The organism is Paraliomyxa miuraensis, assembly GCF_026337845.1.
In the GTDB taxonomy this organism is placed as follows: Bacteria; Myxococcota_A; Polyangia; order Nannocystales; family Nannocystaceae; genus Paraliomyxa; species Paraliomyxa miuraensis.
The window spans coordinates 511,561-525,119 of record NZ_JAOVZF010000163.1; the positions used below are offsets into that span (position 1 = coordinate 511,561).

Genomic DNA, 13,559 nt, shown 5'->3' on the forward strand with positions numbered 1-13,559 from the left:
TGCGAGAGGGAATCACGAGGGGCAGGGGTCGCCGGACGGCGATCGCTGCCCCTCCGTCATTCGTGGTCCCGGCCCGACGCGAAGGCTGGGGTCGCGGTCGCGTTTGCGCTACGATGCGCCGCCGGTGTCGGAGTCGGTCTACAAACGCATCGATCGGGCCGTGTATCAGGCCGAGCGCGCCATCGTGGTGGGCGCGCTGCTCGTGATGGCGCTCGTGGTGTTCGTCGACGTCGTGCACCGCAGCTTCTCGGGCGAGGAGAGCAAGCTGGCCATCGTCGCCGCCAAGGTCGGCGGATGGTTCGGCGCCGACCTGCTCCCGGGCACCCCGGGTTTTTCGCGGCTGGAATCCGCCGCCCCCTACGTGCTGGCGGTGGTCTTCACCACGCTGGGATACATCGGCATCCGCACGGCCAAGCGCGCCAAGCCCATCGCTCCCCTCACCGCGCTGGCCATCTCCGCCGCCGGCGTGCTGGTGGCCTACGGTCTGGTCCGACTGCTGCTGGTCATGCTGCCCAACGGGCTGACGTGGTCGCAGGATCTCGCGCTCGTGCTCACGCTGTGGGTCGGATTCGTGGGCGCCTCGATGTGCACCTACGAGAACCGCCACCTGCGCGTCGAGGCGGCCCAGCGCGCGCTGCCCGAGAAGTTTCGTCCGTCGATCGCCTTCATCTCCGGGCTGTTCACCACCACGGTGTGCCTGGTGCTGGTGTGGCTCTCGCTGCGCTACGTCACATTCCACTACCAGGAGTACGTGAGCACCGACGGCAAGGGCGGGCTGTTCCCCGGGATGGACCTGCCCAAGTACCTCGGCTTCTCCGCGCTGCCGCTGGCGTTCTCGTTCATGACGATACGCTACTTCGTCAAGGCCCTCGCTGCGCTGCGTGGGGAGCTCGAGGTCCCGCTCGACCCGGTCGAGGCGGCCGGGGGCATCCCGCAGGATCGCGGGCCCCAGCCGAGCGAGATCGCCACCGAGGCACGGCAGCTCCACACCGGTGAGGAGGACAAGCAGAGCGCCATCGACACCATGACCTCGAAGGCGCACATGTCCCTGGACAACGGCATTCCGCGACCGCAGAGCAAGGTGCCCACCGACGCGCACGACGTGATCCCGATGCTTGCGAGCGCAATGGGCAAGACCGAGGCCGAGGACGACTTGCGCCAGCGCGGGCGCTCGGGTGAGCTGATCTCCAAGGACGACGACGACGAGGAGGCCCGATGAGCCCGCGCAAGACGATCGTTCGCGCCCTCGCCCTGGCGGTGCTCATCGTCGTGATCGGCATGTCGCTCGATGGCTTCGCGTCCCCCGAGGGGACCGAGCTGGCCGAAGATCTGGCCGGCGAAGAGCACGGATCGGGCGGCGGCCTGGTGCTCCTGGCGGCGCTGGCCATCATGGTCCTGCTGGGCTCGCCGCTGTTCGTGATCATCGGGGTGCTCGCGGCGATGTGCTTCGTGCTCTACGGCGAGCCTGCGTTCTACGACCCGGGCCAGTGCACGACGCTGAGCCCCGACGCCATCTGTGGGTTCGACACCTTCCCCGCCAAGATGGCCGATCTCACGTCCAAGAACGTGCTCCTGGCGATCCCGTTCTTCGTGGTCTCGGGCGCCATCATGAGCGCGGGCGACATCGCCAACCGCCTGGTCGCCTTTGCCAAGGCCCTGGTGGGCTGGATGCCCGGGGGCCTGGCCGTCGCCACCGTGGGCGGCTGCATCTTCTTCGCGGCGATCAGCGGCAGCAGCCCGGTCACCGTGATCGCGATCGGCTCGATGATGTACCCGGCGCTGGTCAAGGCCGGCTACGACGGGCGCTTCTCCATGGGCCTGGTGACCACGGCGGGCTCGCTGGGCATCTTGATCCCGCCCTCCATCCCCATGCTGGTGTTCGCGATCGTGGCTGGCGGTCGCGTGCCGCTCGACGTGGGCGAGCTGTTCCTGGCCGGGATCCTGCCCGGTGCGCTCATCGGCGTGCTGCTGTCGCTCTACAGCATGTGGGTCGCCCACCGCAGCGGGCGAACCGAGCGCTCCCGCTACAGCTTCCGCGAAGTGGCGGACCGCTTCCGCGACGGCTTTTGGGCCGTGATGCTGCCGGTGGTGATCCTGGGCGGGATCTACTCGGGGCTGTTCACGCCGACCGAGGCCGCCGCCGTCTCCGTGATCTACGCCTTGGTGGTCGAGCTGTGCATCCATCGCGAGATCGGGCCCGAGCACCTGCCCAAGATCCTCAGCGAGTCGGCGGTGATGATGGGGACGCTGCTCATCATCATGGCGCTGGCGTTCGGGCTCAACGACTTCCTGGTGGAGGAGAAGATCCCCGACATGGCGGTGGAGTCCATCCGCGCCATGAAGCTGAGCCCCTTGCAGTTCCTGCTCATCATCAACCTCTTGCTGCTGGTGGTGGGCGCGCTGATGGACTCGATCTCGGCGATCGTGATCATCGCCCCGCTGCTCAAGCCCATCGCCGATCAGCTCGGGATCGACCCCGTGCACCTTGGGGTCATCTTCATCGTCAACCTCGAGATCGGCTACCTGACGCCGCCCATCGGGATCAACCTGTTCGTGGCCAGCGCCGCGTTCAAGAAGCCGCTGGGCGAGGTGATCAAGTCGGTGATCCCGTTCATCGGGCTGATGTTCGTGGGCCTGGGCATCGTGACCTACGTGCCCACGCTGTCGGTGGGGCCGGTCAACGTGCTGCTGCGCGACGAGGCGTTCTACGAGCCGCTGCCCCAGGTCGACGAGTCGGGGCAGGTCGTGCGTGAAGAGAAGGCGCGCCCGGGGGCGCCCGAGATCAAGAAGGTCGGCGAGGTCGGAGCCGGCGGCCAGCGCGTGCTCTCCATGGAGGAGATGTCCGAGATCGTCAATCAGATGTACGTGCTGTGCGACGCGGCCGAGACGGTGATGGCCGACGACGAGACGCCCGCGGCCGAGCGGCTGGCCAAGTGGCGCAAGGAGATCGAGGGGGAGGAGGTCACCAACCCCGAGGTGCTCGCGATCGTGGCGCTGGTGGAAGCGCCCGGGCCCGATGCCTACGCCAAGGTCACCGAGGCAGCGACCGCCGTGATGAAGGCCGAGTGGACCTGCGAGGCGCTCGAGGGGATGCTGAAGGCCGACGGCGCTGGAGCCGAGGCCGAGGGCGCCAGCTCGGGCGATGGGGCCGAGGGCGCCAGCGCCAGCGGGGCCGAGGGCGCCAGCTCGGACAGTGGGAGCTGAGGATCAGTCGGCGGGCACGGCCGCCGCAGGGGCTCGTTCCGCCTCGACCGTCTCGGCGGTCTTGGCCTCGCCCCGTCCGAGCGCCTCGAGCTCGGCCGCCTCACGCCGAAAGTAGATCAGCAAGGTCGCCACCCCGAACAGCAGCAGCATGTCGGCCACGTTGAACGTGGGCCACGAGCCGCCCCAGGGGTAGTTGATCTTGATGAAGTCGACCACGCCGTAGAACCCACCCTCGTTGGCGCGGACCAGGCGATCGTGCAGGTTGCCGGCGGCCCCCGCCGCGATGAGGCCCACCGCCACGAAGCCATAGCGATGACGCGTGGGCAGCGAGAGCGCCAGCCAGCCCATGTAGAGCAGGGCGAAGATCGTGACCACGATGAAGAAGACCCGCGACCAGGACGCGCTGTTGAGGAACCCGAAGGCTGCGCCCAGGTTGAAGCTGAACGCGAATTCGAGCAGCGGGTCGATCACCATGATCGGCTTGCCGCGCCGCAGGTTGTCCCAGGCCCAGGCCTTGCTCCACAGATCGAGACCGAGCGTGGCCGCCAGCACGACGAGGGTCAGCACGATGCGGCTGCGCCGTGACGGCTCCGGGGAATCGGTGGGTGCCTTGGGCATCGCGGCCTTGGGTGTAGCACACCCCGCCGACCGCTCCCTTGCCCGCCCACGGGACTCTGGACCCGATCTTCGCTCGGGGTGAACGAATTCGGCGATGAAAGTGACTGCCGTTGTGTGACAGCCCTGCGGGTCCACTCCAACTGCGCACATCCCGCAACCTTGGCGTCGGATACCCTTGGGCAAGGCGTGGACCCAAGCGACATCGAGGAGACTCAGGCGTTCGGCGAGATGTCGGAGGTCGGGAACACCGCGCGCTCGGGTCAGACCATGCCCGCCCACGGGCCGCCGCAGGCGCTCTATCGCATCGGCCGCTACCCGGTGCTCGGCAAGCTCGGCGAGGGCGGCATGGGAGCGGTGTATGCGGCCTACGACGAAAAGCTCGATCGCAAGATCGCGATCAAGCTGCTGCTCTACAGCGGCACCGCGAGGGACGAGCGCAACCGGGCCCGGATCCGCCGCGAGGCCCAGGCGATGGCGCGGCTGCAGCACCCGGCCGTCGCCCACGTGTACGAGGTGGAGGAGTTCGAGGGCTGCACGTACATCGCGATGGAGTACGTGCGAGGCTCGACCCTCAAGGAGTGGATACGCTCCACGCGTCCGCTCGAAGAGCGGCTGGGCGTGCTGATCCAGGCCGGGCGAGGGCTGGTGGCCGCCCACCGGGCCGGAGTGGTGCACCGCGACTTCAAGCCCGACAACGTGATGGTCGACAAGCACGGTCGCGCGCGGGTGCTCGACTTCGGGCTGGCGCAGGCGCACGACGATGGCACGGTCGATCGCACCGAGGAGAGCTACGGGCCGCCGGGCTTCGACTCGCTCGATCACCTCTCGCCCGAGCTGACGCGCGCGGGCACGGTGATGGGCACGCCCTCGTACATGTCGCCCGAGCAGCACCTGGGCGCACCCACGAGCACGACGACCGATCAGTACAGCTTCTGCGCCGTGGCCTACGAGCTGCTCTACGGGGTGCGCCCCTACGAGGGACCCAACCGGCTGGCCATCGCCTACGCGATCCACCGCGGCGAGATGACCCCGCCGCCGCAGAACAACAAGGTGCCCCCGAAGATCCACGAGGTGGTGATGCGGGGCCTGGCCAAGGAGCCCAACGAGCGCTGGCCCTCGATGGAGGCGCTGGTCGACGCGCTCGAGGCGGCCATGGGCACCAAGAAGCGACCGTGGGTCTGGCCCGCGGTCGTCGGAGCCGCGGTGGTGATCATCGCGGTGCTCGCGGCGCTGTTGGTCGCGCGACCCGAGCCCACGCCGGCCGAGCTGTCGCGGGTGGAGACGCTGGCCCAGTCGGCCACGGCCGCGGGTGCCCAGGCGCGCTGGGTGTACCCGGAGCCGGACGCGCCCAAGGACACGGCCCTGGTGTGGGTGCACGAGCTCGATGCGATGGCCGAGGACGAGGCTGCGGCCGCGGCCGAGCAGGCCACGACGCGAGCGGCGGAGCTGCGACAGGACTTCGGCGCCGCGCTGGTGCGGCTGGGCGACTACTACTGGGAGCGCAGCGGGGGCCGGGTGTTCGCGCGCGACTTCTACCTGCAGGCCGCGCTGTTCGACGGCAGCCTGCAGCGAGCCCGGGAGCGCAGCGGGTTCACCAACGGCGAGATCGCCGACATCCGGGCGCGGGCGCTGCAGGGCGAGCTGACCCCGGCCGAGCTCGACGCTGGCAAGGAGCTGGCCGAGCTCGCTGCGATCGTGCCGGAGGATCCGGCCGAGGTGACCGACGACGAGGACGTCGAGGTCAAGCTCGCGAGTGCGGTGAAGCGGCGACGGGACGCACGGGAGCCGGAGCTCGCGGTGGAGCCCGAGCCGGAGCCCGATCCCACCATCGAGGCCGAGCCGGAGCCGGAGCCAGAGCCCGAGCCGGAGCCCGAACCAGAGCCCGAGATCGCGGACGGCGGCGACGATGGAGCCGGCGACGAGGCCAGCCGCGAGGCGGCCCGCAAGGAGGCGGCGAAGCTGGTGGCCGAGGCCGACAAGCTGCGCAAGGGCGGCCGGACAGCGGCGGCCGAGGCCAAGTACTTCGCCGCCCTGCGCGTCTACGGTCGGTCCGCGGCGGCGCACGACGGCCTGCGCCGCCTCAAGTTCGACGCGGGCCGCTACGCCGAGGCCGTGCCCCACGCCGAGAAGGCGGTGCGATTTGCCTCCGGCAGCGCCCACTACCGCCGGACCCTGGGTGACGTCTACTTCAAGGTGGGGCGCTTGCAGGACGCCGAGGCGGCCTATGCCAAGGCGGTGGCGCTCGGCGACGCGAAGGCGCAGGATCGCCTGGAGCGCGTGCGCAAGAAGCTGGGCGGATGACGACGAGGCGAAGGCAGCGATGGGCGTGGGTGGCGAGCGCGGGTCTCGTGCTCGCCGCGATGCCACGCCCGGTGGTGGCCGCCACGGTCGCGGTGGTCGGACCGGAGCAAGCGGCGACCGGTCGCGCCAAGATCCTCGTGCTCCCCACGATCCTCTCGGGCGAGCTGCCGCCCGACACCGCGATCGAGCTGGCGACGCTGGTCTCGGACAACCTGGTCGACGACGGCATCGAAGTGGTACCGGCCGAGGGCACGACCCCCGGGTGCGACGAGGCGTGTCGCCAGGCGGCCGCCGGCGCAGCCGGGGCCGACTTCCTGGTGCAGGCCCAGGTCACCGGCGACGAAGACGAGTTCAACGTGACGGTGACGGTGTTCGCGGGCGACACCGGCCAGGCGCTGGCGCCATTTGCCGACGAGTGCTCGATCTGCGGGTTCGTCGAGGTACGCGACATGGTGCGGCTGCGGGCCCTCGATGCGCGCGCCGAAGTGCTGCGGCGGCGCAAGGAAGCGACGGCAGCGGTGCAGCCCCCGGTCGAGCCGGTGGTGGTGGCGTCCAGCGATCGCCCGTCGGCCCCGCGCTCCCGGCTGATCCCCGCCGGCTGGGGCCTCCTGGGCGCCGGAGCGGCCGCCACCGTGGGCGGAGCGGTACTGCTGGGGCTGCACCACCAGAGCGCGGGCTGCCTCGAGAACCCACGCGGTGGCGACTGCGTGCCGGTACGCTACACCACCGTGATTCCCGGCGCCGCCGTGCTCGGGACCGGGGTGCTGGCGGTGGCCGGTGGGGTGATCATGGTGGTGCTGGGACGCAGGGCCGAGCGCCGCGCGGCCGCGGGACAGCGGGTCGCCGTGCGTCCCCACGGGCTCGGACTGCGGTTCTGACGCTCGACTCCGTCACGCGGCGGCGCCCGTGATCTGCCGGGTGTATCAGCCGCGAGCGCCGAGGATCGCCTGCAGCTCGAGCAGCGAGCTCTGCTGCATGGGGTCGTCGTTGCAGTACTCGGGATGATGCGCCGCACACGGCGTGGCCTCGGCGATGGGGTAGCAGGTCTCCACGAAGCGATCGCCGAAGCCCGAGAGGTCGTCGGCCGCGTTGGTGTACTGAAGACCGAGGCCGCGCGCGAACGCCAGGCTCACCCAGTTGGCGTGCGTCGACACGCCGAACGCATCACCGGGCTGCGCGAACACGAACGACATGTCCTGCGGGATGGCGTCGCCGCAGTCGGGGAAGGCGATCGACGCGACGCCCTCGAAGCCGGCCGGGGGCGGGGTCGCGGTCACGACCGCCTGGAGGTAGGGGGCAGAGCCCGCCGGGGGGCGCTGGTCCGTGACCACCACGCGGAAGGGCTCCCACTGGGTGGTGATCGTGGACAGCAACGTCTGCCGCGTGGCGTCGTCGGCTCCATAGCCGTCCCAGGTGCCGGCGAGCTCCGGGTAGAGGTTGTGGCTGTCCTGCGAGGCATTGGCCGCGCCGAAGGTGGCCGTCACGCCGTCGAGGTTGACGAACAGGATCCGCGAGGGGGCGGTGCAGGTGCCCGCCTCGCACAGCTGGAAGGGCTCGCAATCGCAGGCCGGCGTGCCCGAGGAGTCATCGGGCGCGGTGGTGGAGCTCGCCGTGGGATCGGTGGTCGATGGATCCGTCGTCGCCGAGATCGTGGTGGTGTACGAGTCGGCGTAGGACGGATCGATCTCCACGCAGGCCGGCAGGGTGGCCAGGAGCAGCGTGGGCAGGAGGATGGTGCTGCGAGCCACGAGCAATGGTAACGCGGAGCCGGGCCGAGATCAGCGGGCGTAGACGCGAAGCAAGGCGAGCGCGGCGTCGGCGTCCTTGGGGTCCATCTCGAAGCGCTCGTGGAGGTAGCCAAGACTCACGTAGAGCGTGGCTTGCATGCCGCGATGGACCTCGACGCTCACCACGGCGTCGTGCGAGAGCACGGGGTCGATGGTCCACTGGCCCTCGTCTTCCCCCATGAAGCAGGTGCGATCGCGCAGCACCACCAGCTTGCCGTCCGCGGCCACGCGACGGGCGGGGACGGAGAGCAGCACCTCGGGGGCGTAGCCGATCAGCCGCGCGAGGGCCTCGAGCATCGCGACCTCGGTGGGGGCCGTGGTGATCACGGCGGCGGCGGGCCCGGACGGCGTAGGCGCAGGGGTCGGCGTCGATGCGGGCGTCGGCGTCAATGCGGGCGCCGGCGACGGTGAGCCATCGAGGACGGCGAGCACGGCCGGAGACCACACGCCGCCATCTTGATAGTGATCGACCGCTTCCTTGGCCTCCTTGAGACCCCAGCGGGTCAGCTCGCGCAGCCGCTTGATCGCCATGATCTTCTGGTTGCTGGCCATCAGCCGCTCGAGCTCGGCCCGAAGGGGGCTCGGCCCGCTCGCAACGGGTGGAGGCACGCTCCGGGGAGCAGGCTCGCGGAGGTACTGCGCAGGCCACTGGCGATGGGCCTCGAAGTACTCGACCGCGTCCTTGGAGTCCTTGAGACCGGCCCCGGTCAGAGCACGGAACTCCTTGATGGCCTGGATCTTCTTGCCGGCAGTGACGAGGGGCTCGATGGCGTCGAACGAAGGCACCGGGCGGAAACGATAGCACGGGGAACCCTCGCTCACACAACCGGGAGATCCATCCGAATCGCTCGGTACTTCTCGTGGAGCCAGGCCACGAGCCGCGGAGCGCGTTGGAGATGAAGACCATGCACTGACGAGCATTGACTTCCTTCGTCACGACTTGGGACGTGACACCCCGCGAGCGAATTCGTAGGACGCTGGAACGCCCCTGCCTGGTCGAGCCTGACCACAAGCGAATGCGCGACTCCGATCGAAACGAGTAGACCCCTGCTGGGCAATCACGCCCGTCTCGCGACCGGCAGGAGCGGTCCCACACCGCACATCGTTCGCTCCATCCGCGTTGACCCATCGGGTCATCGACGCATAGTCTGATCCTCGATGTCCAGCTCGGCTCCCTCGTTCCTCGCTCATGGTCTTCGACTGCTTGCGCTGACCGCCATCGAGCTGGGCGCCGGCAGCTGCGTGGAACCCGTCCAGGTCGAGCCCGATGATCATACCTACCGTGCCGTGATCCGATGGACGAGCCACGGCATCCCCCACGTGCTGGCCGACGACCTGCCGAGCGCCGTCTACGGCCAAGCCTGGGCCTTCACCCGCCTCAACGGCTGTGTGCTCGCCGATCAGATCCTCAAGGTCCGCTCCGAACGGGCCCAGTTCTTCGGGCGTGGCGAAGAGGACGAGCACGTGCGCAGCGACCTGGTCCTCAAGCACCTGCGCGTCTACGAAAACGCCCAGCAGGGTCTGCCACAGCAGAGCGAGGAGATCCGAGCGCTCATCGAGGCCTATGTCGCGGGCTACAACGACTTCCTGCAGCAGCGCCGCGAGGAGCTGCCCTGCGCCGATCAAGAGTGGCTGCGGCCCATCACCCCCGTGGATCTGTTCGCCTACTACATCGAGCTGGGTCAGCTCGCTTCGAGCCGTGGGGTTCACGACCTCATCTATCTCGCGGGCCCCGAGGGCGAAGGCCTGCAGCTCGACCCCGACACGCAGCTCTCCGAGATCCGAGACAACCGCCCCGGGAGCAATGGCTGGGGCATAGGCCAAGAGCGCTCCGCCAACGGTCACGGCATGCTCGTCGCCAACCCCCACTTTCCCTGGGAGGGCGAGCTCAAGCTGTTCGAGAGTCACATCAAGGTGCCCGACGTGATCGACGTCTATGGCGCGAGCCTGATGGGGGTGGTGGGCATCCTCATCGGCTTCAACCAGGACGTGGCCTGGACCCACACCGTCTCGGAGGGTCAGCGGATGACGCTCTACCAGCTCACCATCGATCCGGGCGATCCCACCCGCTACCTCTACGACGGCGAGTACCGGGCAATGGAAGCCGACCCGCAGCAGACGCAGGTGCTCGAGCCCGACGGCAGCATCTCCACCGCCTCGCACACCTTCTACCGCACCCACCACGGCTCGCTGGTGGCCCTACCCGGCCTGTCACTGCCCACCCTCGGCTTCGCCCTCCGCGACGCCAACCTGAACAATCAACAGCTCATCCCGCAGTGGATGGCCATGGACCGCGCCACCTCCATCGACGAGATCGAGCGCACCCACGACGAGATCAAGGGCATACCGTGGGTCAACACCGTGGCGACCGGGCGAGACGGCCGGACCTTCTACATCGACGCCACACCCACCCCCAACCTCAGCCAGGCCACCATCGATCTCTGGCAGCAGAAGCTCGAACAGGGCGACTTCTTCACCACCCAGCTCTGGGGCAACGGCCTGGTCCTGCTTCCGGGCGATTCCTCGGAATCCGAGTGGGTAGAAGAACCGGGGGCGCGCGAGCCCGGCCTCATCCCCACGGCGAAGCTACCCCGCCTGTGGCGCAACGACTTCGTCTTCAACGCCAACGACAGCCACTGGCTGACCAACCCCTTCGAACCGCTCACCGGCTACTCACCGATGCACGGCTTCGAGCGCACCCCCCGTAGCCCTCGCACTCGCATGAACGCGATGATCCTGCTCGATCGCGAACGCTCGATGTCGGGATCCGACGGCAAGTTCGACCTCGACGAGCTCAAGAACGCGATCCTCGGCAACCACAACCTCCCCGCCGAGCTGCTCCTCGACTCGGTGATCGACCGCTGCCAGGGCGCCGGTCCGGTGAGCTACGACGGGCAGAGCGTGGATATCTCGCAGGCCTGTACCCTGCTCGCCGGCTGGGACCACCGCGTCGACGTCGACAGCGTGGGCGCAGTGGTGTTCCGCGAATTCCTCGGTGACTTCGACGACCTCGATTCGCACCTCGAGGCAGGGGAGCTGTACGCCATTGCCTTCGATCCCGGCCCCTCCAGTGATGCCCTCAGCGCCGTGGATACCCCGGCCGAGCTCGCGCCGGCTCCCGACGACCCCGAGCAGGCCGATCGCATCCTCGAGGCACTCGCCGGGGCGGTGGTCCGCCTGAACGGGGTCGGAATCCCGCTCGACGCCCGTCTCGGCGACGTGCAGTACACCATCCGCGCTGGCCAGCGGATCCCCATCCACGGAGGTGGCATCGTCGAGGGCACCCCAAACCTCGTGCGTTTTCGCCGACTCGACACCACACTGGTGGGCGACCAGCTCGAGCGCCCCGAGCTCGTCAACTTCGTCACCGGCCTGACCGCTGACGGCTATCCGGTGCAGTATGGCACGAGCTTCGTGATGGCAATGCGCTTCACCGACGACCAGCCCGAGGCCTACACCTTCCTCACCTACGGCCAGAGCGGCGACTCCAGCTCGCCGCTCCACACCGACCAGACCTTCGCCTTCTCCAACAAGGAGTGGCGCAAGGTGCTCTACACCGAAGAGGAAATCGAGACCGACCCCGAGCTCGAAGTCGAAGTGATCTTCGGCTACACCGAGTGATCGGCCAAGACTGACCCAGGCTAAGCCAGCACACCGGGGAGCCGGGCCGAGAGTTCCTCCCGGACCAACGCCAGCAGGGAGGCCGGCGGTGGCATCAGGTAGAAGTGATCGCCCGGTAGCACATGATGGGAGAATGGCCCCGTCGTGACCTCCCGCCAAGCCACGAGCTCCGCTTCTTCCACCTCGGGGTCTTGCTCGCCCATGAAGGCCACGACCGGGCAATCCAACAGCTGGTCGGTCAGTGGCACATAGGTCGCGTTGAGCTCGAAGTCGGCGCGTAGGCAGGGCAAGAACACGCGCATCAACTCCGGGTCGGCCAGGAGTTCCGCAGGAGTCCCGTTGAGCTGCTCCACCGCGCGAAGGAGACCGGCATCGTCGAGACCGTGGGTCGGCGCCTTGCGAGACCGCAGGTGAGGGGCACGCCGCCCAGAGACCATCAGCAGCGCAGGCGGGCGGCCCATGGCGCCGGCCCTGCGAGCCAGTTCGAATGCGACGACCGAACCGAGGCTGTGCCCGAACAGGGCATAGGGGCGATCGAGGTCGCCGTGGAGCGCAGCACACAGAGCCCCAATGAGCGCCTCGATCCGACGGTAGCAGGGCTCGTGAATCCGCGCTTCTCGACCCGGGAGGAGCACCGGGCAGACTTCGAGCGTGGGGCCGAAGGCCCCGCGCCACTGGGCGTATAGCGAGCTGCCTCCTCCCGCGTGGGGGCAACAAAGAAGGCGGGAGAGAACGAATTCCGAGGCGCACCGGCGCCCCGCGATCCAGGGATTCTTCATGATGGTCGCTCCTCGGAGGAGTTCGAAGACGAGCGGCCCTCGACTCCTGCGAAATCAAGATCGAGCCATGGTTGCGCATCTCCGCCCCCAACCTCCCGATGGAGGCTCTTGGTCTGATCGCGCCGCCCGATGAATGCAGCAATGGACCAACCTGGGGAACCGACGAATGACGTATACCTGTTCTTCCCCGCCTGGCTCCGCCACGAACCCAGCGGCACAGCGCGAGCGCCTGACAGAATCGATCCGAGAGCAAGCCCATGACCCACGATGACCAAGCTCGACCCGAGCTCGAGAGCAGCCGGAGCACCTTTCCCCTCGTCATCCTGGGCGAACCAGGCGGAGATGACCTCCCCACGTGGTTCCGATGCCACGCGGATCTCGTCGACTCTGGCCTCCTCACTCATGGAGCCATCGTGCTCAGAGGATTCGGGGTCCAGTCGCAGGCAGATTTCGAGTCGTTCGCGAGCGTGCTCTCCGACCGTCGCCTCGACTACGTCTACCGCTCCACCCCACGTACCGCGGTCGGGGATGGCATCTACACCGCTACGGAGTATCCGCGTCACACGACCATCCCGCTCCACTGCGAGAACGCCTACCAAGACGATTGGCCGATGAAGCTCGCGTTCTACTGTCTGGCTCCACCGGGGACGGGCGGCGAGACCACCATCGCCCGAAACGCTCGAATCACCCAACGCATCGGGTCGAGCATCGTCGACGAGTTCGCCCGCCGAAGGGTCCTCTACGTTCGGAACTACGGGGTCGGCGTCGATATCCCCTGGCAGACCGTGTTTCAGACCGATCGACGGGTCGAAGTGGAGAGGTACTGCGTATCCAAGGGCATCGAGGTCGTCTGGAAGCCGGACGGCGGGCTCCGAACGCGTCAGGTCTGCCAGGGAGTTGCCCGCCATCCGCGGACCTCGCAGCTCCTGTGGTTCAACCAAGCACACCTCTTTCACATCTCCAGCTTGGATCCCACGACACGTGAAGCCTTGCTGAGCCTACGCCGAGAGGAGGACCTGCCCCGAAATGCATACTTCGGCGATGGCGAGCCGATCCCCGAGGCAACCCTGAACCGGGTTCGCGAGGCCCACGAAGAAGAGGCGTCGGCCACCCCGTGGCGACGGGGAGACATCCTGCTCGTCGACAACATGCTGGTGGCTCATGGTCGCACGCCGTTCACCGGGGATCGCCGCATCCTCGTAGCCATGTTCGACCCGCGGAGTTCACACCGGTCATGATCAGGACCGCA

Annotated in this window: 10 protein-coding genes; 6 read left to right on the forward strand and 4 right to left on the reverse strand. The window is 68.4% G+C overall.

The features are described from left to right. Positions 1-124 precede the first annotated feature (124 nt). Together OEB96_RS42255 and OEB96_RS42260 are read left to right on the forward strand one after the other, a co-directional pair. Positions 125-1,219: a TRAP transporter small permease gene (locus OEB96_RS42255; protein WP_266222636.1), complete on the forward strand. Its 1,095-nt coding sequence runs from the start codon at positions 125-127 to the stop codon at positions 1,217-1,219. Then, complete coding sequence (locus tag OEB96_RS42260; RefSeq protein WP_266222637.1) at positions 1,216-3,204, forward strand: TRAP transporter large permease; 1,989 nt, start codon at positions 1,216-1,218, stop codon at positions 3,202-3,204. The genes OEB96_RS42255 and OEB96_RS42260 overlap by 4 nt, the downstream gene beginning before the upstream one ends. A 3-nt stretch (positions 3,205-3,207) precedes the next feature. On the opposite strand, the gene lspA is transcribed toward OEB96_RS42260, so the two are convergent. Then, positions 3,208-3,822, reverse strand: a complete 615-nt coding sequence (gene lspA, locus OEB96_RS42265; RefSeq protein ID WP_266222638.1) for a signal peptidase II — start codon at positions 3,820-3,822, stop codon at positions 3,208-3,210. 186 nt (positions 3,823-4,008) lie between these two features. Between lspA and OEB96_RS42270 the strand changes: the two genes are divergently transcribed. Both OEB96_RS42270 and OEB96_RS42275 read left to right on the forward strand, forming a co-directional pair. Then, positions 4,009-6,123 carry a serine/threonine-protein kinase gene (locus tag OEB96_RS42270; RefSeq protein ID WP_266222639.1) on the forward strand — a complete coding sequence of 705 codons (2,115 nt, stop codon included), beginning with the start codon at positions 4,009-4,011 and terminating at the stop codon, positions 6,121-6,123. Next, a complete protein-coding gene (locus OEB96_RS42275; protein WP_266222640.1) occupies positions 6,120-7,001 on the forward strand; it encodes a hypothetical protein in 882 nt (293 codons plus the stop codon). Before OEB96_RS42270 ends, OEB96_RS42275 begins: the two co-directional genes overlap by 4 nt. Positions 7,002-7,046: 45 nt before the next feature. Here OEB96_RS42275 and OEB96_RS42280 read toward each other — a convergent pair whose 3' ends face one another. Further along, positions 7,047-7,871 carry a hypothetical protein gene (locus OEB96_RS42280; protein WP_266222641.1) on the reverse strand — a complete coding sequence of 275 codons (825 nt, stop codon included), beginning with the start codon at positions 7,869-7,871 and terminating at the stop codon, positions 7,047-7,049. 30 nt (positions 7,872-7,901) lie between these two features. Next, positions 7,902-8,696 carry a ribosomal protein L7/L12 gene (locus tag OEB96_RS42285; protein ID WP_266222642.1) on the reverse strand — a complete coding sequence of 265 codons (795 nt, stop codon included), beginning with the start codon at positions 8,694-8,696 and terminating at the stop codon, positions 7,902-7,904. Positions 8,697-9,068: 372 nt separating this feature from the next. Here OEB96_RS42285 and OEB96_RS42290 point away from each other — a divergent pair, with 372 nt between their 5' ends. Further along, a complete protein-coding gene (locus OEB96_RS42290; RefSeq protein WP_266222643.1) occupies positions 9,069-11,531 on the forward strand; it encodes a penicillin acylase family protein in 2,463 nt (820 codons plus the stop codon). A gap of 20 nt (positions 11,532-11,551) precedes the next feature. On the opposite strand, the gene OEB96_RS42295 is transcribed toward OEB96_RS42290, so the two are convergent. Further along, complete coding sequence (locus OEB96_RS42295) at positions 11,552-12,310, reverse strand: thioesterase II family protein (RefSeq protein WP_266222644.1); 759 nt, start codon at positions 12,308-12,310, stop codon at positions 11,552-11,554. A gap of 257 nt (positions 12,311-12,567) precedes the next feature. Here OEB96_RS42295 and OEB96_RS42300 point away from each other — a divergent pair, with 257 nt between their 5' ends. Continuing rightward, positions 12,568-13,548 carry a TauD/TfdA family dioxygenase gene (locus OEB96_RS42300; RefSeq protein ID WP_266222645.1) on the forward strand — a complete coding sequence of 327 codons (981 nt, stop codon included), beginning with the start codon at positions 12,568-12,570 and terminating at the stop codon, positions 13,546-13,548. The last annotated feature ends 11 nt before the right edge of the window (positions 13,549-13,559 follow it).

What these genes read in the sequence shown, in the direction of transcription:
- OEB96_RS42300 (WP_266222645.1), top strand. Translation starts at nt 12,568, where the DNA reads ATGACCCACGATGACCAAGCTCGACCCGAGCTCGAGAGCAGCCGGAGC.
- OEB96_RS42295 (WP_266222644.1), bottom strand. Translation starts at nt 12,310, where the DNA reads ATGAAGAATCCCTGGATCGCGGGGCGCCGGTGCGCCTCGGAATTCGTT.
- OEB96_RS42275 (WP_266222640.1), top strand. Translation starts at nt 6,120, where the DNA reads ATGACGACGAGGCGAAGGCAGCGATGGGCGTGGGTGGCGAGCGCGGGT.
- OEB96_RS42290 (WP_266222643.1), top strand. Translation starts at nt 9,069, where the DNA reads ATGTCCAGCTCGGCTCCCTCGTTCCTCGCTCATGGTCTTCGACTGCTT.
- lspA (WP_266222638.1), bottom strand. Translation starts at nt 3,822, where the DNA reads ATGCCCAAGGCACCCACCGATTCCCCGGAGCCGTCACGGCGCAGCCGC.
- OEB96_RS42260 (WP_266222637.1), top strand. Translation starts at nt 1,216, where the DNA reads ATGAGCCCGCGCAAGACGATCGTTCGCGCCCTCGCCCTGGCGGTGCTC.